Source organism: Selenomonas sp. FC4001 (assembly GCF_000701565.1).
Taxonomy (GTDB): domain Bacteria; phylum Bacillota; class Negativicutes; order Selenomonadales; family Selenomonadaceae; genus Selenomonas_A; species Selenomonas_A ruminantium_B.
This window is the reverse complement of record NZ_JNJF01000011.1, coordinates 1-19,422: the sequence shown is the minus strand read 5'-3', so window position 1 is coordinate 19,422 and position 19,422 is coordinate 1. Positions and strand designations below refer to the sequence as shown.

At 45.6% G+C, this 19,422-nt stretch carries 19 protein-coding genes and 1 pseudogene; 16 read left to right on the top strand and 4 right to left on the bottom strand.

Annotation, left to right across the window (positions count from 1 at the left end):
- The first annotated feature begins 142 nt into the window (after positions 1-142).
- From T320_RS05210 to yjfF, 7 genes are all read left to right on the top strand, one after another.
- Positions 143-676, top strand: a complete 534-nt coding sequence (locus tag T320_RS05210; protein ID WP_156032750.1) for a PBECR4 domain-containing protein — start codon at positions 143-145, stop codon at positions 674-676.
- A 141-nt stretch (positions 677-817) separates the two neighbouring features.
- Positions 818-1,312 (top strand): hypothetical protein, encoded by a 495-nt coding sequence (locus T320_RS05205; RefSeq protein ID WP_037353673.1) that lies wholly within the window; start codon positions 818-820, stop codon positions 1,310-1,312.
- Positions 1,313-1,827: 515 nt separating this feature from the next.
- Positions 1,828-2,145: a hypothetical protein gene (locus tag T320_RS14930; RefSeq protein ID WP_231465851.1), complete on the top strand. Its 318-nt coding sequence runs from the start codon at positions 1,828-1,830 to the stop codon at positions 2,143-2,145.
- Entirely contained in the window at positions 2,082-2,852 is a 771-nt protein-coding gene (locus T320_RS05200; protein WP_369793430.1) for an ABC transporter substrate-binding protein, read from the top strand. The genes T320_RS14930 and T320_RS05200 overlap by 64 nt, the downstream gene beginning before the upstream one ends.
- A gap of 90 nt (positions 2,853-2,942) precedes the next feature.
- On the top strand, positions 2,943-4,451 hold the full coding sequence (locus tag T320_RS05195; protein WP_026759674.1) for a sugar ABC transporter ATP-binding protein: 1,509 nt from the start codon (positions 2,943-2,945) through the stop codon (positions 4,449-4,451).
- Positions 4,451-5,524: an ABC transporter permease gene (locus T320_RS05190; protein WP_037353672.1), complete on the top strand. Its 1,074-nt coding sequence runs from the start codon at positions 4,451-4,453 to the stop codon at positions 5,522-5,524. The genes T320_RS05195 and T320_RS05190 overlap by 1 nt, the downstream gene beginning before the upstream one ends.
- Positions 5,521-6,558 (top strand): galactofuranose ABC transporter, permease protein YjfF, encoded by a 1,038-nt coding sequence (yjfF, locus tag T320_RS05185; protein WP_037353670.1) that lies wholly within the window; start codon positions 5,521-5,523, stop codon positions 6,556-6,558. The genes T320_RS05190 and yjfF overlap by 4 nt, the downstream gene beginning before the upstream one ends.
- A 48-nt stretch (positions 6,559-6,606) precedes the next feature.
- Here the strand turns inward: yjfF and crcB are convergent, their stop codons facing one another.
- On the bottom strand, positions 6,607-7,005 hold the full coding sequence (gene crcB / locus T320_RS05180) for a fluoride efflux transporter CrcB (RefSeq protein WP_037353669.1): 399 nt from the start codon (positions 7,003-7,005) through the stop codon (positions 6,607-6,609).
- A gap of 178 nt (positions 7,006-7,183) precedes the next feature.
- Here crcB and T320_RS05175 point away from each other — a divergent pair, with 178 nt between their 5' ends.
- The 3 genes from T320_RS05175 to T320_RS13895 all read left to right on the top strand — a co-directional run bounded on the left by T320_RS05175 (position 7,184) and on the right by T320_RS13895 (position 9,986).
- The gene (locus T320_RS05175; RefSeq protein WP_037353668.1) at positions 7,184-7,426 is read left to right on the top strand and encodes a hypothetical protein; all 243 of its coding nucleotides are present in this window, start codon (positions 7,184-7,186) and stop codon (positions 7,424-7,426) included.
- Between the two features lie 134 nt (positions 7,427-7,560).
- A complete protein-coding gene (locus T320_RS05170) occupies positions 7,561-8,751 on the top strand; it encodes a phosphotransferase (protein WP_037353666.1) in 1,191 nt (396 codons plus the stop codon).
- Between the two features lie 14 nt (positions 8,752-8,765).
- Positions 8,766-9,986: an RsiV family protein gene (locus T320_RS13895; RefSeq protein ID WP_051608607.1), complete on the top strand. Its 1,221-nt coding sequence runs from the start codon at positions 8,766-8,768 to the stop codon at positions 9,984-9,986.
- A gap of 65 nt (positions 9,987-10,051) precedes the next feature.
- Here T320_RS13895 and T320_RS05160 read toward each other — a convergent pair whose 3' ends face one another.
- Entirely contained in the window at positions 10,052-11,311 is a 1,260-nt protein-coding gene (locus tag T320_RS05160; protein ID WP_037353664.1) for a hypothetical protein, read from the bottom strand.
- Between the two features lie 598 nt (positions 11,312-11,909).
- Here T320_RS05160 and T320_RS05150 point away from each other — a divergent pair.
- The 4 genes from T320_RS05150 (at position 11,910) to T320_RS05135 (ending at position 15,219) form a co-directional block, all read left to right on the top strand.
- Positions 11,910-12,896, top strand: a complete 987-nt coding sequence (locus tag T320_RS05150) for a cell division protein FtsZ (RefSeq protein WP_051608606.1) — start codon at positions 11,910-11,912, stop codon at positions 12,894-12,896.
- A 19-nt stretch (positions 12,897-12,915) separates the two neighbouring features.
- Positions 12,916-13,485, top strand: coding sequence for an HD domain-containing protein (locus tag T320_RS05145; RefSeq protein WP_037353657.1), 570 nt, complete (start codon positions 12,916-12,918; stop codon positions 13,483-13,485).
- Positions 13,486-13,528: 43 nt separating this feature from the next.
- Entirely contained in the window at positions 13,529-14,221 is a 693-nt protein-coding gene (locus T320_RS05140; RefSeq protein ID WP_037353656.1) for a hypothetical protein, read from the top strand.
- A gap of 320 nt (positions 14,222-14,541) precedes the next feature.
- Positions 14,542-15,219 carry a hypothetical protein gene (locus T320_RS05135; protein ID WP_037353655.1) on the top strand — a complete coding sequence of 226 codons (678 nt, stop codon included), beginning with the start codon at positions 14,542-14,544 and terminating at the stop codon, positions 15,217-15,219.
- 122 nt (positions 15,220-15,341) lie between these two features.
- On the opposite strand, the gene T320_RS05130 is transcribed toward T320_RS05135, so the two are convergent.
- Positions 15,342-15,812: a hypothetical protein gene (locus tag T320_RS05130; protein ID WP_037353654.1), complete on the bottom strand. Its 471-nt coding sequence runs from the start codon at positions 15,810-15,812 to the stop codon at positions 15,342-15,344.
- Between the two features lie 33 nt (positions 15,813-15,845).
- Positions 15,846-17,906 (bottom strand): AAA family ATPase, encoded by a 2,061-nt coding sequence (locus tag T320_RS13890; protein ID WP_051608605.1) that lies wholly within the window; start codon positions 17,904-17,906, stop codon positions 15,846-15,848.
- A gap of 158 nt (positions 17,907-18,064) precedes the next feature.
- On the opposite strand from T320_RS13890, the gene T320_RS05120 reads away from it, so the two are divergent.
- Together T320_RS05120 and T320_RS05115 are read left to right on the top strand one after the other, a co-directional pair.
- Complete coding sequence (locus T320_RS05120; RefSeq protein ID WP_037353653.1) at positions 18,065-19,051, top strand: helix-turn-helix transcriptional regulator; 987 nt, start codon at positions 18,065-18,067, stop codon at positions 19,049-19,051.
- 159 nt (positions 19,052-19,210) lie between these two features.
- Positions 19,211-19,422, top strand: a pseudogene (locus T320_RS05115) (IS256 family transposase); the annotation flags it as partial.

Sequence of the window (19,422 nt, the reverse complement as noted above, 5' to 3'; positions counted from 1 at the left end):
GCCGTGGATGTAGTCAGCGAGGTTTCGGCAGGTTAGTGTTGAGCCATGTCACGGATAGGGAGAATGTTTCTTCTAAAGAGAAAAGCACATTGCAGGGGGCAGCGCCGTTAAGGCGTTGCCCTTTGTGTTTGTGGGGGAAGATATGGATTTATTGTACGAAGCAGCTAAAGATTATAGTGAACTGTTGGATAAGGATTATCATATTACGGCAGTTTATAAGGACGAGGTCATAGAACTGTCTTTTTATTTTTTGCCGGAGCATTTTTATCATTTGATTGGTTTCCATAAATTGCTGGATGTAAAACATATTGCTCGTCCAAGGTATCTCTATACCCGGGTGATGTCCAGAAAATTAACATATTCCTCGATAGAGGAAAGTAAGTTCCTTGATGAAATGTATGAGCGGATGCAAATGTTTCATCGTCTTAACGGGATGATTGAACGGATGAAGTCGGGGGATATCATCATAGAGTTTTCGCAGAAAAATCGAAGCCGGATAAGGGCGGATTTCTTGTTGTATGATTTGGTGGATGAGTCATATGCACATCTTTTCCTGCGCAGGGATGAGAAGTATGGCTACGTGCCATGTTCCTTTTTCTGTCGCAGTGATGAGCGATATATTCGCAATAACAAAAAGTATCGTGTGAAGTCATTTTCCGTAACGGCAAGAAGATAAAGTGATGACAGGTGCTTGCGGATTTTTAATCAAAATTTAATCGCTTTCTAAAGACATTCAAAGGTTGACTGTGTATACTATAAGCATAGTCAACCTTTATTCAATTAGAGAAGAATTTTGGACAGGATGGGAGCGATAGTGATGAAAAGTTTGAGGTGGCAAAAGTTAGTAGGCGGCGTGATGGCTGGCTTAATGACATTTAGCGTTCTGGGGAGTACGTTGGCCGCCCCAGCTTATGCGGCAAGTTATGAATCCTCCTGGAATGAGCGTGAATATCGGGAGGATGTTGGTAAGGAACATCGCCGTCATATGGAGAAGCGGGATAAGATTGAGCAGGAACGCCGCGAGGAACAGGCCCGCCATGAAGAAAAAGTCCGTCAGCTTAAATACGAGAAGGAAAAACACGAGCGGGAGCAGTACGAAAAAGAACGCCGTGAAGATTGGGAACGGGAACACCGCAAGAAGACTGCTTATGAGCGCTATCGTGAAGCCAGAGAGCGCGAGGATGCGCTTGAGCGCCGGGAAAAAGAACTGGAAGAACAGCGCAAGCATGATGAAAAGGTAAACCGCAACGAAAAAATCGCGGCGGCTGCTATCGGTGCCATCGTTGGCGCTGTGATTGCGAAGAATACCTGAGTAAAAGAACACCTCATCCGTCAGCCTAACGGCTGCCACCACCGGGGAGTCCACTGGACTCCCGCGGCTTCGCCGCCCCCCCCAAGGGGACGGTTTTTCTTTTGCATCGAATTAGTGGTGGCTCTTGGCGCTCAAGGATGAGCGCCAGCGGACGTAAATCCCGTGATGGGATTTCAGTCCGCAGTTTTCTTTTGGTTACTTTTCTTTACACTAAAGAAAAGTAATAAAGATTTGTGTCCGAACAAAAATAAAGAATAAAAATCTATTGACAAATGCCGTGCGAAAGAGTATCGTATAAGACAGAGATGGTTGTGATTGAGCACGGAAATGTTGTTATCCATCATCAATAGTCTGACTTTTGCCAAAAGACTATATTGTGTGCAACTTAAAGTGTGCACGAGAACAGATGCAACATTACCAAGCGAACTGCGCTGAAAGCGTCACAAGGGGGGAGGAGCAGAAGATTGGCGCGGAAATCACAAACGGAATCATGATGTAGCAAAGGAGACGATGAGATGAAAAAGCTCATAGCATTATTACTAGCAAGCGTTATGATGATTGTAGCTGCCGGCTGCGGCGGTGGTGAACAGGCCAAGGACAACGGCAAGTCCGGTGGCGGTGACAAGAAGATTACCATGGGCTTCTCCCAGATCGGTGCGGAATCCGAATGGAGAACGGCCAACACGGAATCCATTAAGAAAGCAGCTGAAGAAGCTGGTATCAACCTCCAGTTCAGTTCTCGGATGCTCAGCAGAAACAGGAAAATCAGATTAAAGCTATTCGTTCCTTTATCGCTCAGGGCGTTGACATTATCGCCTTCGTTCCTATCGTAGAAACGGGTTGGGATACGGTTCTCAAAGAAGCTAAAGATGCCAAAATCCCGGTCGTTGTTGTTGACCGCGATGTGAAGCTGGCTGATGATAGCCTCTATGTTGCTAAAATCGGTACTGACTCCGTAAAAGAAGGCAACAACGTTTTCAAATGGATTGACGAATACATGGCTAAAGAAAAGAAGACCCCGCGTGATGGTGGCAGCCAGTACAATGTAGTTGTTCTTGAAGGTACCGTTGGTTCCTCTGTTGCTATCCGCCGTCAGGAAGGCTTCAAAGATGCTATGGCAAAATCTCCGAATGCAGGCAAGTATAACATCCTCGCTTCCCAGACTGGTGAATTCACCCGTCAGAAAGGCCAGGAAGTTATGGAATCTTTCCTGAAATCCTATGGTCCGAAAATCGACATCCTCTTTGCTCATAACGACGATATGGCTCTCGGTGCTATTCAGGCAATCGAAAAAGCTGGCCTCAAACCCGGCAAGGACATCACCATCATCTCCATCGATGGCGTAAAAGGTATGTTCCAGGCTATGATTGATGGCAAAGCAAACTGCACCGTAGAATGCAACCCGCTTCAGGGCAAACTCCTGATGGAAACGGCTAAGAAGATTTTGGCCGGTGAAAAAGTTGAAAAACTGGTTTACGTTGACGAAGGTGTATTCCCTGCTGATGTAGCAGCTAAGACCCTGCCGGAACGCAAATACTAAGATGAAAAACTAATGCAAGCCGTGCCCGTACAGCGTATGTGTGCGGACACGGCTTTATTATCGTTAATTCACGCATAAGGAGTGACATCTATGGCACAGGCACTACTGGAAATGCGGCATATCACCAAGGAATTTCCCGGGGTGCGGGCGCTGTCCAATGTGGACTTTACCCTGCATGCTGGCGAAATCCACTCCCTGATGGGGGAAAATGGTGCCGGTAAATCCACCTTGGTAAAGGTGCTGACTGGCGTATATCCTCGGGATGGAGGAACGGTGTTCCTGAATGGCAAGGCCATCAATCCCAAGACCCCGAAGGATGCACAGGACTGCGGTATTTCCACCGTTTATCAGGAAGTCAATCTCTGCTCCAACCTCACCGTAGCGGAAAATATCTTTATCGGCCGGGAACCGCGCAAGTTCGGCATGATTGACTGGAAGACCATCAACCGGAGGGCTGCGGAACTTCTGGCCAAACTCGATGTGCATATCGATGTAACCAAGACACTCGACAACTATTCCGTGGCGTTGCAGCAGATGATTGCCATTGCCCGGGCTGTAGATGTGGATGCTAAGATTTTGATTCTGGACGAGCCGACATCTTCTCTGAACGAAGAAGAAACTGCCCATCTTTTTAAGATTATGCGGCAGCTGCAGAAGCAAGGCTTAGGTATTATTTTTATCTCTCATTTCCTCGACCAGATTTATGAAATTTGCGACCATATCACGGTCCTGCGCAACGGCGAACTGGTGGGCGCCTATGAAACGGCCAAACTGCCCCGCCTTGAACTCATCGCCAAAATGGTTGGCAAAGACCTCAACGAAGTTAAGGATATGGACAATTTTGCTGAAAAGAGTGTGCCCAGTGACGAGGTGTTCCTGGAAGCTAAGGGCATTGGCGCAGTCGGCAAGCTCAACGAAGTGGATGTACAGATTCACAAGGGCGAGGTTATCGGTTTTGCCGGACTCTTGGGTTCCGGGCGTACGGAAACGGCAGAACTCCTGTTCGGCATCAATGAAATCAACAAGGGCTCGCTGTCCATTAACGGCAAGAAGCTGCATTTGAAGAACCCCATGAATGCCATGGAACAGAAAATCGGTTTCTGCCCCGAAGACCGCAAGCTCTCCGGTATTATCGGTGATTTGTCCGTACGGGAAAATATCATCCTCGCTATGCAGGCCAAAGACGGCATCCTGCGCCACATTCCCTATGAGGAACAGGTCAAGATTGCCGATGACTGCATTAAGCTCCTACGCATCAAGGTGTCGAGCCGTGAACAGCTCGTGAAAAATCTCTCTGGCGGCAATCAGCAGAAGGTGATTATCGCCCGCTGGCTGGCTACCCAGCCCGACCTGCTGATTCTGGACGAACCGACCCGCGGTATCGATGTGGGGACCAAGACCGAGATTCAGAAGATGGCCATTTCGCTGGCCAAGAAGAAGGGCATGGCGGTGGTGTTCATTTCCTCGGAAATGGATGAGATGGTGCGTACCTGCACGAAGCTGGTGGTTATGCGCGACCGCCGCAAGGTGGCAGAGCTTACCGGTTCTGACATTAGTTCCGATGGCGTGATGAAGGCCATTGCAGGAGGTGCAGCCTGATGGAAATGCTGAAAAAATTTAGTGGCAGTTCCCTTTTCCTGCCCGTGGTGGCATTGACGGTACTGCTCATATTCAACACCCTGTTTGTTGATGGATTTTTGACCATTCAAATGACCGAGGACGGTCATTTATATGGCCGCTTGGTAGATATTCTGAACCGTTCCTGCTCGTTGATTATCCTGGCTTTGGGCATGACCTTTGTCATCGCCACCAGCGGCATTGATATCTCCGTTGGTGCCGTGGTGGCTATTTCCGCCGCTGTGGTTTGCACCATGATTGGCGGCCGTGGCGACGGCGTGGCTGAAATGCCCATGAGCGTTGCCATGCTGGCAGCTGTAGGTGTCGGTGTTCTCTGCGGTATGTGGAACGGCCTTCTGGTCGCGAAGTTTAAGATTCAGGCCGTTGTGGCAACACTGATTCTAATGACCGCTGGCCGTGGTGTGGCCCAGCTCATGACCGAAGGACAGATTATCACGGTTTACTACAAACCCTTCGAGTATATCGCCGGCTTCCTGCCCAATATGCCGCTGCCGACGAATATCTTTATTGCGCTGGCCATGGTGCTGCTCGTAGCCATTCTGATGAAAAAAACCAGTATCGGCCTCTTTGTGCAGTCGGTCGGTATCAATCCGACGGCGGCAAGATACGCAGGCATCAATGTTACCATGGTAATCTTTTTGGTATATGCTTTTTCCGGTCTTTGCGCTGGCGTTTCCGGCTTGATTGAAAGCTCCCTGATTCGGGCCGCAGATGCCAATAATGCGGGCCTCAATATGGAAATGGATGCCATTCTTGCGGTCGCTTTGGGCGGTACACTGCTCTCGGGCGGCAAGTTCTATGTGGGTGGTTCCGTAATCGGTGCCATCACCATTCAGACGTTGACCACGACCATGTACGCTTTGGGTGTTTCGGCTGACCAGCTGCCGGTGGTAAAGGCCGCTGCTGTTATCATCATCTGCCTGATTCAGTCCAAGAAGGCACAGGAGATGTTTGACAAGTGGAAGGCTTCCCGTCATTCCCAGCAGAAAAATGATACCAAAGCAGTATTCGGAAAGGCGGTGAAGCAATTATGACCAGTAAACTCAATCAGATGATTGCTTCCAAGTATTTCTCCTTCTTTGTAACTCTGGCCCTCTTTGCCATCCTCTATGGCGCTGGCATGGCCATGTATAAGGGCTTTATGCGGCCCCAGGTTTTCCTGAACCTCTTTATCGATAATGCGGCGCTGATTATTGTCACCATTGGAATTACCTTTACGCTGATTATTGCAGGCATCGACCTCTCTGTTGGTGCGGTGCTGGCTCTGGTCTGCATGGTGCTGGCATGGCTGCTGGCCAACACGGGCATCCCCCTTGGCTTGGCTGTGCTGCTGGTGCTGGTCATGGGCACGGTGTTTGGCGCGGTGCAGGGCTATATCATCACGAAGTTTGATTTGCAGCCCTTCATCATCACCCTGGCAGGCATGTTCTTCTGCCGCGGTCTCACGGCAGTTATCTCCCAGGATACGATTCAGATTGTGAATCCTGACTGGGTGGCACTTGCCAGCTATCGCATTGATTTGGGCGTGGGCTTTATCTCCATCGGCGCGGTGGTGGCGCTCATTATGATTGCCATTGCGGCCATCGTGCTGGGCTTTACGAAATTTGGCCGGGCAGTGTTCGCTATCGGCGGCAGTGAATCCTCGGCAGCCCTCATGGGCTTGCCCGTGTTCCGCACCAAGGTTATGGTTTATGCTATTTCCGGCTTCTGCGCTTCCATGGGCGGCCTGGCCTACAGCCTCATCATGCTGACGGGCTACAACCTCCACGGTCTGGGCATGGAAATGGATGCCATTGCTTCCTCCGTTATCGGCGGTACGCTGCTGACTGGCGGTGTGGGCTTTATCCCCGGTGCCCTTATCGGTGTGCTGATTCAGGGCGTAATCCTGACCTTTATCAGCTTCCAGGGAACGCTGTCCGCATGGTGGACCAAGATTGTGGTCGGCGCACTGCTCTGCGTCTTCATCATCATGCAGGCCTTCATCACGGAGCAAAAGAGCAAACTCTCCTCCAAGAGCTCCATGGAAGACAACAACAATCCACCCCAGGCAGCGCCTGCGGCACAATAGGAAAATAAGCACGAAAAAAGCCACCCTCCAAAAGGGTGGCTTTTTCATTCATGGTTTTACACCTTGAATCATGGCGGCAAGGTAAAGGCCAAGGATGGCGGCGATTAAGCCCAGCACAACATTTGCGGTGATATTGCTGATAGCTAGAACAATGCTCCCGCTGCGCAGCAGCGTCAGGGTTTCCATGCTGAAGGAGGAGAACGTAGTGAAGCCGCCGAGGAAGCCGACGGTTAAGAGCAGGCGCAGTGGTTCGGTTAGCAGGTTATTGGCTTTGGCCATGGTCAGCAGGAAGCCCATAATCAGAGCGATGAGGAAACTGCCTAGGGTGTTGACAAACAAGGTGCCAAAAGGAAACGTCATACCGAAGCGGACACCAATGGCTGTGGTGGCCAGATAACGGCAGACCGCGCCTAGGCCGCCACCCAGAAAAACGTAGAGATATTGCATGTGGAAAGCTCCTTTGTCATTCAAGTCTTTAGGACTTCATGTTACCACGAAGACATAAGACGGACAAGAGGGGATAAGTCATAAGATGAATACAGAATACTTCCTGCAAAACTATCCACATTACGGTTGTAAAGTTGTATACTAACCTTGGGTTACGGATAAGAAAGGATGGTTCTGTATGAAAAGTTATTTGGGAATGTTAGCTGGTATTATGGTTTGGGGCGGTTTGCTCTTTTTGCAGGGCACACCTGCCATTACGGAGGAGATTGCCGAAGAAGCAGTAGTAGCTGCGCATCCGGACACGGAGTTCTGCGAGGTGGAGCGGCAGGGCAGTGATTTCCGGGTGGCGTATGTGACCGCCAGTCTGGATCAAGGCAAGGTGACGATTGCTCAGGACGGACATATTGTAAGTATGCAGTAATGGATGATAAGGAGAGCAGGAAGTCTTACAGCAGGGCTGGGACTTCCTGCTTTTTTGATTTATAAGGAATGGCAGGAATTATTCGGGGAAAAATAGAATTTACTCAAAAAAGCAGGCGTTAAGGGGGGCTTCCCATGGATAATTTTACATTGGTCATTCCCTTGGAAGGAAAAATAGATTCGGTCAATGCCGCTGAAGTGGGGCGTAATATTGCCAAAAAACGGGTGGCACAGGAGCATCAGGCGGTAATCTTTGATGCAAAGAAGCTGACGTTTATTTCGTCGGCAGGACTGCGGGTTATCATGCAGGTGGTCAAGGAGGAAAAAGTTCAAAAACATGAGCCGGTTTCCATGATAGAGGTTTCCAAGGAAGTGTACAATATTCTGGAAATGACGGGCTTTACGGAGTTTATGGAGGTACAGAAGGCCTATCGGGAAATCAGTCTGGAAGGCAGCGAGCTTATTGCGGAGGGCTTTTTTGGCAAGGTTTACCGGCTGGACGAGGAGACGATTGTCAAGGTATATGGGGAGGGCGAAGCCAGCATCCCCCTGATTAAGCGGGAGCATTCACGGGCCAAGCAGGCCTTTGTCAAAGGGATTCCCACGGCGATAGCCTATGATATTGTGCGGGTAGGCAATCAGTACGGCTCGGTGTTTGAGCTGCTGCAGGCCAGAAGTTTCAATGATTGGGCGCAGGAATATGAAACGGATAGAGCGCAGCTCGATGAGCTTATGCAGCTCTATGTGGACTGCCTGAAGCAGGTTCATGCTACGGAAATGGAACGCGGCGTGCTGCCTATGGCCAGAGACAATATGCTGGAATCTTTGTCTGCGTTACAGGACTATCTGCCAGCGGAAATGATTGAGCGACTGCGGAAATTGTTGACAGCTCTGCCGGATGATAACCATGTGGTTCATGGTGATTTTCAGATGAAAAATGTGCTGCTCTGCGATGGGGAACCCATGCTGATTGATATGGAAACCATGTGTACAGGCCAGCCCATCTTCGATTTGCAGGGGCTTTATGTGACCTATAAGGCCTTTACCGAGGATGACCCGAATAATGCCATGGAATTTTTGGGCATCCACAAGGAAACCACGGATTATATCTGGCAGCAGATTATGGAGCTGTACTTTGGCACGCAGGATGAGGCGGTGCTCAGCGCCTTGGAGGACAAAATAAAAGTTGTGGCCAGCATTCGGTTTTTAAGTCTGTTGACGACAACCGCGCTGAAAGAACATCCTCTTACGGAACTGCGCGTAAAGCATACCCGGGAGCATTTGCAGGAACTGTTGCTGCGGGTGGATTCCTTGAAGTTAAGGTGAATGGAGGGAGATTGGTGAAGAAAACATTTCGTTTCAGCTTGCTGCTGGCCTTGCTGGTGGGTCTGCTGTCCCTGTCCGTCACAGCCAATGCCGCAACTCGTGCGTTGGGTGGCTTTTCCAAGCAGGTGCATCAAAAGTGTGAGACAGGCCGTGACGCCCGCGGGGAGCATGAACTGTTGCTTTCCAAGTGGGCAGGGCTGGCGGTGAATGCGGAATTTCGCCGCGATTATCCGCAGCTGGCAAAGGCCATTGAAAAAATCAATCAACGGGAATGGCGGCGAATTCAGCAGGTGCAGGAAAAGCTAAAAGGTGAGGCCATCGCGTTCCGGCAAAATGATTTGAAGTACTATCATCCCCTGTCGTATGAATTTGATGTACAGATGCGGCGGGCGGATACCGTAGCGGTAAGTTTTTTGCAGCAGGAATACACAGGCAGCAGCGGTGTGCACGGCATGTATGCCTGGGAGGGTGTGAATCTCGACCCGCTGACCGGTGCGAAGATTCCTTTGTCAGCGGTGGTGAAGGATAAGGAAGCCTTGGTCAAGGCTATCTGCAAGCAGCTGCGGCAGGATTATCCCCATAGCAGTTTTGACGGCTTGGAGGCCAAACTGCAAAAAGAAGCCGCAACCGATACGCTCAACTGGACATTAGACCCGCGGGGGATTACCTTCTACTTCAATCCCTATGAGATTGCTTCCTATGCAGAAGGTCTGCTGATGGCTACGATTCTGTTCCGGGAACAGCCGGAGCTTTTCAACATAGCTTATCAGCAGACAGCGGCGGCCTATGCCCAGCCCTTTTCGGCTTATTATCCCCTGACGACATCCCTAAAGGACAATGGCAAGCGGGATGTCATTGAAGTGGTGCAAATGGATGGGGCAGTGCGTGTACGGCTTAATGGACAGGATACGGTAATAGCTGCTAATTTGACGGATTTGGAGCCCGTGCTAATCCATATGGAAGATGGACGGAACTATCTCTATATTGACGGCAACGGCAAGGACAGTGTGCGTCAGACGCTGGTGGTACATCTGGGCGCAAAATCGGCCCGCTATATCAACACTCTGCCCTATTCCTTCCGCCATACCATCGCCGTAGCGCCGGCGGTGCAGGAGTATTGGCATTTCCTGACCAACCCCAACGGCTTCTATATTGACCGTAAAGGAGCATTTACCTCGACCACTAAGACGGATATCTGTGCGGTTGGGGAAAAAGGAGAATTGACCTTCGGATAAAATAAAAAAGTCCGATTAAATCAACATTGCGATGCTGATTTAATCGGACTTTTTGTACGTAGAGATTAGGAATGTTTTTTCAAGAATTCCCGTAAGAATTGGTTGTTGGCCGCAGTCTGCTTCGGCACAGGGCGGTTTTGAATAGCCATAGCAAGAAACTGGTCAGCGGCAGTGCGTACACCGGCTGTCGCAATAATAACTTCATCAACGTATTCCGGAGCTTTGCGGAGAACATCCAGTGCAAGGCTCTTTATGTTTTTGTCCTTCAACAATGCCTGTTCCGAGCGGCGCTTCAACATGCCCTGAATGTAGGCACCGGGATTAAACGGCGTGGCATCATGGGCGTGCTCTTTCATTTTTACAAGCGTGTAGAGGATTACTTTCCAACAGATGGCAGGTTGGTTGTCCAGCTTGCTCCACGAGGATTGGGCAAATCCCAACCTTTTTAACTGTTCGTGCAGATATTCCAGCGAAGGCACACTACTCTCGTTTATCAGGCCGCTATCGGAAATAGCTGTAAGCAGGGGATATTTGTTGGCGCCCAAAGGCCGCATTTCCACTTCAAAGGTAAATTCAGCAATGCGGCGTCCTGTGCGGCGCGACACGATACTGTGCGGATTGATAATCGTCACGGGACAGAACTCGTTTTCATTCATATCTTCAATGACGGAGGATATAATATCCCGGCTATAGGAAGATGGTCGGATAGATGCAGAGGACGGCGGCACAAAGGCCATTAAATCTTCAAGGGAAATCGAGATTTTATAGGGAGGATTCTCGTTATTTTTCTGCAATATGGCAATCTGACCGAAAAGCCAGCGGGAAAATGGATAGGTGTAGCTGGAACGGGCAAAGGCATCAAACTCCCGCGGTACCTGAATTTCCGGGCGGGAAAGCAGCATGGCGACATAGTATTTGACGAAATCGGCATTGACGGTCACGGTGATAACACCGCTTTCCGCGTTGTAATGCGTAGTGGTGACAATGGCGGCTTCAATGTATTTTTCCTTGTCTTCTGCATTATCCAGAATAATACGCTCCTTGTAAGCGTTCTTGGAAACCTTGTTCATGGCCCGTTCGATATTGCGGTAGAGCGTGAACCAATCGTCAATATTGCGCAGTTTGGCTTCACTGCGGACATCAATGGGGATATGGATGTTTTTGTCCACCTCAAACTCGGTGCCGGAGTAGACCATCTGTTGAATGGTATAGCGGACAGCGGAGTAGACATTATTCTCCAGCTTGGAGGTCGCTCTGAGCGGATAGGCCGCAGCGTATTGTATGGACGAGAAAAATGGCAGTTCTAACTGTTGGGGAGTGGTCATGTTTTCACCTCGTGTTTAACACAATATCAAAATCTAACGGTGATAGCAAGCGCGTTAAATCTCTGCAAATCAACACCATGATACTGGCAAAGGGGCTGCTCATAGTGTTGGTGCTTTACTTCTAATGATGAGTAATTTCTTTATTTGGTTTAATAAAATCTAAATCTATAAATAAGGGGCGTGAATCAAACCTGATCATCCTGTGAAAACAGGGGCAGGTTTGCAGAAGAATAACGTATTTGCAGTATTTTGACGGAGTATTTGCGGAATAATAACGGCGTTATTGCAGATTTTTAACGTCTATTGCAGAAAAATAACAGCGAATAGGGAGGTGCTGTGGATAAAATTGTGGATAACTTGTTGATTTTCTGGGGAAAAGTTGTTTGACGGCAATAAAATCAAGGATGTTGTAACTGTGGATGTTATTTTTCTGCAATTGCAGCGTTTTTTCTCTGCAATTGGAAAACTTTTTTGTCCGTTAAAATTCTGCAATCAGCATAACAGGAGAGAGGTGCATTATTTTGTACATTTTTCCTGTTATGCTGATAATATCCATATATTTTAGGAAAAGCGTGTGTTGAATGTGGAGGAATGACATATGACAATAAAAAATGAAAATATTGCAAATGAATATGGCAAAGCTATTGTCAATATTAAAATTGTTGGAGCAGGTGGTGGCGGAACTAGCGTGTTGGAAAGTCTGGCTGCTAATGAGATGTTTGATAATATTGAAATGGTAGCTGTCAACACGGATGCACGGTCTTTATGTGGATTGAGCAGATGGGGAATCTCAAGCATTCAAGTGGGGAATAGTATTACTAATGGATATGGTACTGGTGGTGATAGAAAAAAGGGAGAATTGGCGGCGATACAGGACGAAAAATTTCTGCGGGAAATGTTGAATGATACGAATATGCTATTCATTACGGCTGGCTTAGGTGGTGGTGCAGGTTCTGGGATTGCGCCGGTTATAGCAAAACTGGCTAAAGAGCAAGCTATCTTGACGGTGGCTATAGTTACCATGCCGTTTTCCTTCGAGGGGGGCAAACGTAACCGTACAGCCATGGATTCATTACGTGAATTGGAAAAAGAAGTGGATGCCTTGATTGTAATTCAGAATGACAAACTTATGACATTGCCGGAGGCAAAGAAATTAACAATCAGCAATGCCTTTAAGCTGACGGATTCTGTATTAGAGCGAGCGGTTACTTTGATAACGAAAATTATCATGACTACTGGTGATGTAAACATTGACTTTGCCGATATAAGCACAATACTTAGACAAAGCCAGTCCAGTGATGCGGTGTTTGCAGTAGGCGCGAGCGAAAAAGGCGATGTAGCGGAAGCTCTGGAAAAAGCCTGCAATAGTCCGTTACTTAAGCGCAGTGTCAAAGGGGCACAGGGGGCAATCTTGTATATTATCGGTGCCGATGATATGAGCATGTATGATATAAATACCGCAATTATGAAATTAAAGGCTGAAATGACAGATGCAGCGAATATTATCTGGGGATATATGGGAACTCCGGATAAGGCTGGTACGGTGGAGGTCATGCTGATTGCCACGGATTTTATTGACTGTTAAATTGAATGGGGGCATTCTTATGGTCTTGATGAAGCGCTATCAGAAATTGAAGGATAAAGTTATGGACAGGAAGGAGGAATTTCAGGCGTTGATGTCGTATATCGAAAACGAAACAGAATATTTGACAGCGCCAGCTTCGACGAGGTTTCATCTGTGCCATGAACAGGGGCTTTTAGAACATAGTGTAAATGTTGCTGAAACCTTGTTGAAACTAAAAAGCACGCTGGCTCCGGAGATAAGTGACGAGAGTTGCGTCATTGTGGCGCTACTGCACGATTTGGGGAAAGTCGGGATGCCGGGGAATCCGCAGTATATAAAGAATGAGCCTACAGCAAAGCAAAAGGCTTATGGTTATGCAGCCAACCCGCCTTATCGTTTTAATAATGAACTGACCTATCTTAGCGTGCCCATTAGAAGTCTATATCTCATTACGCCACGTTTCCCGCTCACAGAGGAAGAAGTGCAGGCCATTGCCTATCATGATGGGCAGTATGTGGAAGATAACAGGAGCGTGGCAACTCGTGAGGAAAAATTAACATTGCTGCTTCAGTATGCTGATAGTTGGAGTTGCTTTGTGAATGAAAGATGAGATATTTTTATATAATTGAAGTCATTAAAGGAGGAGAATTCTTATGGCGGTACACAACAATATAGAGAAAAATTTACTTACGATGTATAAGAAGATGCACTTGGGAAATTGCACGGAATGTTCAAAATGCAAAGACGAAAATAAAGGGCTGTCTAATCCGGTGGGTTGCTGGCTAGTTGGCAATGAGTTTCAACAACAAGATAAGCGGATAATGTTTGTAGGTAAAAATGCTCGTGGCTATAGTGATGGACCTACTGGAGAAAAGGTTTTCGATGACAGTCGAGAATTATGGAATGAAAAAAAGTGGGCATATTGGGATTATACCCGTGCAATTGTAAAAAAAGTTTTTTGTGTAGATTCGCCTGAGTATATAGCTTTTACTAATATGATTAAATGTAATAATTCACATGATATAGATACAACTACAAAATCTATGAAAGACCATTGTATAGCAAATTTGAAGATTTTGCGAAATGAGATTATGGTTATCAATCCAACACATATTATTTTTTATACGGGAAGATATTATGATGATTATATTGAAAAAGTATTCGATTGTTTTAATGAAAAAAACAATACTATTAAAAGAGTTGGAAAAAAAGATATGCCATGGCGTGAGGCTGAAGTGAAAATTGGTGATACCTGGTTAAATGTTTTACGAGTATGGCACCCTGAGAGAAAGAAAAAGGTGGATTATGTAGATGCAGTTTCTGATTGGATATTGACAACGTCATAAAAAGAACATAAATAATATGGCGGTACATATAGGGGGGATTGCTATATTACAACCCTCTTATATATGTATTTTTATCAGGTATTATTCAGCAATTATTCGTTTCTATTTTTTTATATTTCTCCGGTGATTGAAAAAATCGACATGGAAGGAAATGTGGCTGCGTAGAATTCTTTTTTGGTAACTATGTAAATGATGAATAAGAACATGGAATCGACTCCTTAATCCTTATTTTAAGTTTTTATTATAGGGAATACAATGTGTATTTTTTTGCACATTGTTAATGGTATATTGAAGATATACATGATAAGGAGGTTGAAATCATGAACTTTATCGATAGTGGCGAATATGTACGAATTGACGGAAATGCGAAAATTCCTGATTTTCCGCTTAGAACTGTGATATTGCTAAAGGGAGAGCCGTACGACTTAATTTTTTATCAGAATAGCTGTACGGGGAAAAGAGCTACTACTCCGTGGAGTGTTTGGAAGAATACTCCACGGAATGATTCACTGGAAGGCTATTTGACCACTTGGTTCCCCGCAGATAGCACGCCGTTGCAGCCAAAGAGAATCAGCCAATGGAATTGGCAAGGTCTTACAGAAGTCTTTTTGTTAAATGAAATTGGCTGTTGCTTGAAAGATGTATTTATTCATACAGGCGATAATGAGTGGCTTTACCCGAATTACATGGGGGTAAAACCCAAAAAGGTACATGATAGTCCAGTGATAATGCACTACGCAAATATTATGTTTAATTGCATGACAAATTTTAAGGGGAAATTATTGCTGGGGCATGGGCGCGAAAATAACATTTTGACCAAATACGATGCTGTTGTGGAAATGGATATTGATGCAGGTAAATTACGGTCAGCAGAAAACGTAACTACGCTGATTAAAACCATTAAGCAATGGATGATCCAAAATCCCGGATATAGGATGGAAGATATATTACAAAAATTTCCGGATATTGGACGTGATAGAATATATTGGTTTATTTAAGATAATAGATATATTTTTACTTGTGGAAGTAGATGAGAGACCTTTGTGATATGTGTACGTTTTGTGGCAATGAGCTCCTGCTAGAAAAGCACAGGCCCCCCATTGGAGCCTGTGCTTTTCTGTTAGTCATTTTCCTCTTGCCATTTATCATATTCCTCCGGCGAGCGGAATGGTAAATGTTCGCCGGTTTCATAATCGGGAATATCTGAAAGTTTGAAGGTGTTATCCTCATGGTTATAGGATAGATAGGCATCGATACTAGTAGTGGCACCTGTTTCAAAAACGGTATGGGATTCCTGATAGCTAACCGAGCCATCATAATTGAGATATGCAGTCCCGCCATCGAACATATTCCACCATAAAGAGCATAGATACTTTCCTTTAAGATCTTGGTCTTTTTTCCAAGGTATCAGACAATTATCTCCCTTGCGTTCCATGGTTATGTAAGGGCGGCTTTCTATGAAAACTTTTATGGGTGAAATGTTAAGTTTTTGGGCTGCTTCATCAGCAAATTTATTGGCTAAAATTTTTTGTCTGTTTGCATCTATGATGTCATCGGTCATACGTTCTTCCCATAGTTTCATGTCAATCATGTTCTTACCTCGCTTTTTTGAGAATATCATACATTACATTGAATCAGTGGGCATAAAGCCCATGCGCTGGCTTTGGGGGCGGTACTGCTTTACTGCATTTACATCAAAATCTTCTTTTTTCAGTTCCAGCAGGATATGGCGGTCAATTTCCTTTCCATTGTATTCCTGCATAACTCTGCTGGCCTGTTTTATTTGTGCTTGTTCCAGCAGGTTGCGTACAAAGCGGCCGTTGCCGAAGTTGTCTGTTTGGCTGGCTTTGTTAAATATTTCGTGGCATTTTTCATTTATCCCTGCAGCGAGCGTCAATTCTTGTTCACTGGCCATCAAGTGAAGGATATCCAATAGTTCCTGAGGGGTGTAATCGGGGAAATCTATATGGAAGGCAATGCGGCTGCGCAGACCTTCATTCTTTTCAAGAAATCTTTCCATTTTATCGGGATAGCCGGCGAATATAACAATGGTATCATCGCGGTTATTTTCCATTTCCTGCACGATGGTATTGATGGCTTCGTCTCCGTAAGAGCCATCACAGTCATCAACAAGCGAATAGGCTTCGTCAATAAACAAAATCCCGCCTTCGGCGTGTCGGAATTTTTTCTTTATCGTTGGGGCTGTCCAGCCTACATATTTGCCAACCAAATCGGCACGGCCACATTCCACAAATTCACCGGATGATAGGATACCTTCACTGTTAAGAATTTCTGACAGTAATCTGGCTACCGTGGTTTTAGCACTCCCCGGATTGCCGGTAAAGACCATGTGCATATTGGGGCGGAACTGTTTTAATCCCATAGTAGAACGTATTTTTTGCGCGCGGAAGGTGTCCAGTATATTTTCGATAACTTTTTTGACTTCCTGCAGGCCAATCATGGATTGCAGGCGGCTGTATGCGTCTTTTTCAGCATGCTTTTTGACGGCAAGTGTAACCCGGCTGACTTCTTTATATGCTGTGTATGCGTTGTTACGTAAGTTATTTCGATAGAGCCGGTCATACATCTGATAAATATCGGAGGGGCGAAATACAGTCTTATCACCTAAAACGTATTCTATCTGCTCGGTGTTATAGGAAATCTTGCCATCAGTTAATAATTTTTGCAGATATTTTGCTGCTGTTTTCCGATTACCCGTTCCTTCTTTTATTTCAATAAAGAACATTTCCTCTTGTAGTGAGCTGATTAAATTGTGTGTAAAGCCGGGATTATGTGTGTTTTCCACAAGAATAAAGAGGGTATTCCGTTGATACTTACGGATTTGTTTGGTGAAAAAATTTACGACTTCCTCATAACAAGTTGTGTAGTTTTGATGTTCTTCTTTGCTTCCCGTAAGTTCTATGACAATAGTACCGCCTGCACTTTGTCGGAAAATAGACTCGATATCTGAATCGTTAAAACAGCCTTCAGTAATATCGGAAATATAACTGATGCAACGGCTTACAAGACGTTGATTGGCGTAAAGGTTGCGGCATAAGCAGGTGGCAAGCTGCAAGGCGGAATTTTTATTATCAGCAGAGAGTTTATAGTGTACAGGATGACCTTGATACTTGTGTGGATGAGTGGGGGTATAGATACGCTTGATTTCCTCCAACAAGGTTTTATCCGGTATAAATGTATGGGCATCTTCAAGGGCAGCGTTTAAGTTGGTGGGAAATTTATCAAAAATCTGTTCTGCGATTTGAAAATCTCTGTTGTTATAATAATCAAGACTATAATTGTCGTTATCCCAATAGCGATTGCGGCTAATAAAATGAGAACTGTTTTCCAAAAGCTTTCTTGCTTCTTTCGGTGAGATTTCCTTCATCTGTGCTTTTCTTTGCAGGGAAAGTCCATATTTTTCACTGACACAGTCAGCCAAAAATGTAAGTAGAGTTTTAGATGAGGGGGATTCAAGCGAATCAATAACGGCAATAAAGAACAGTTCCTCCAGAGAAGCCTTGTAAACGGTCATAAATGTTTTTGATTCGGTGGCGTCCGTTTCGAGCGTATCATTTATATCTTCTATTAGCCGATGCCAAGAGTTCTGTGATTCTTCATAGGTTTTTTGCATTTTGCCATTATCAACGAGTGAACAAGCAACTTTTACCTGATAAAATAACATGGCAAACGCCTCCTTTTCTGTTGTGGTGATTCATCTTATGCTTATTTTAGCAGGCACAAGGTACATTTTTTTGTACATTGTCCGTGCTAAAATAAAATCAGAAAACATGAAGGATTGGAGGATTTTGCCTAGAACAAAGGCAAAGAGGAAGTGATATGATGTACGCGACAGGCAATAAGAAAATGCTCAATATGCTGATATTGGAGATTCTGAAAGAATATACGGATGAGAATCATCGTTTGACGCAAATGGAGATGATTCAGTTACTGGAAAAGAATTATGGCATGACTTGTGACAGGCGGTCCGTGCGAGCGAATATTGACTCTTTGAAGGAATTGGGCTATGAAATTGCTGCGGATAAGGGCTATTATTTGCTGGAACGGGATTTTGACGATGCAGAATTACGTTTGCTGATTGACAGTGTATTATCTGCGAAGGGAGTATCGCAGAGTCAGGCGAAGCGGTTAATCAAAAAACTGGTTAAGCAGGGAAACCGTTATTTTCAGGCAAAAGTCAAACACATTGCGAATCTGCCGGAAATGCGGCATTCAGATAATACCGTGGTTATGAAGAATGTCGAAGTATTAAATGATGCTATTGAAAAAAAGCGGCAGGTGAAATTTATCTACAACCGTTACAACACTTCGTTTAAGCTGGTGCCTAAGCGGGATGAGCCATATGTTGTCAATCCTTATCAAATGGTGGTATGTAATGGCTGGTATTATCTGATTGGCAATACGGAGCCTTACGACAATGTATCTCATTACCGCATTGATAAGATGAAAAAGGTGACTATAGTAGATAAGCCAGCTAAGGATAAGTCATTGGTGGCGGAGTTTGCCCATGGTTATAACCTGCCCAGACACATGGCGGAGCATATCTATATGTTTGGCGGTGACACCATCGAGGTACAATTTCAGACGGGAAAATATCTTATGGATCAGCTGGTTGACTGGTTTGGCAAGGATTTTTCGGTAAAGCCGTTGAGTAATGGGGAGATACTGGTGACGGTCAAATGCAATGAATATGCGATAAAATATTGGGCATTACAGTATATGGAGCATGTTGAAATTTTAGCACCGGCAGGGTTGAGACAGGAGATAGCCAAAGTATTAAAAGATAGTTTGCAGTCATATGAAAAGTAAAAATCCGGAAGTTTTGTGGATATAACCGTAAAACTTCCGGATTTTTTATGTTTTTGCAGGTATACAGAGAGTATGAAAAAATCTCTGTAAATTAACTTTCCCCGAAAATATAAGGTCTTCTATGATAAACTATAATCAAATCATAGGAGGCCTTTTATCATGGCAAGACAGAAAAAAGAGATTCACAAAGTAGAAATGACCGATGGCAAGCGAGCCATCATCCAGCAACTGTTCCAAGAGTACAACATCGAGAGCGCTACTGATATCCAAGATGCCTTGAAAGACTTGCTGGGCGGCACCATCAAGCAAATGATGGAAACGGAAATGGATGAGCATCTGGGCTACAGTAAGTCTGAACGCTCCGATAGTGA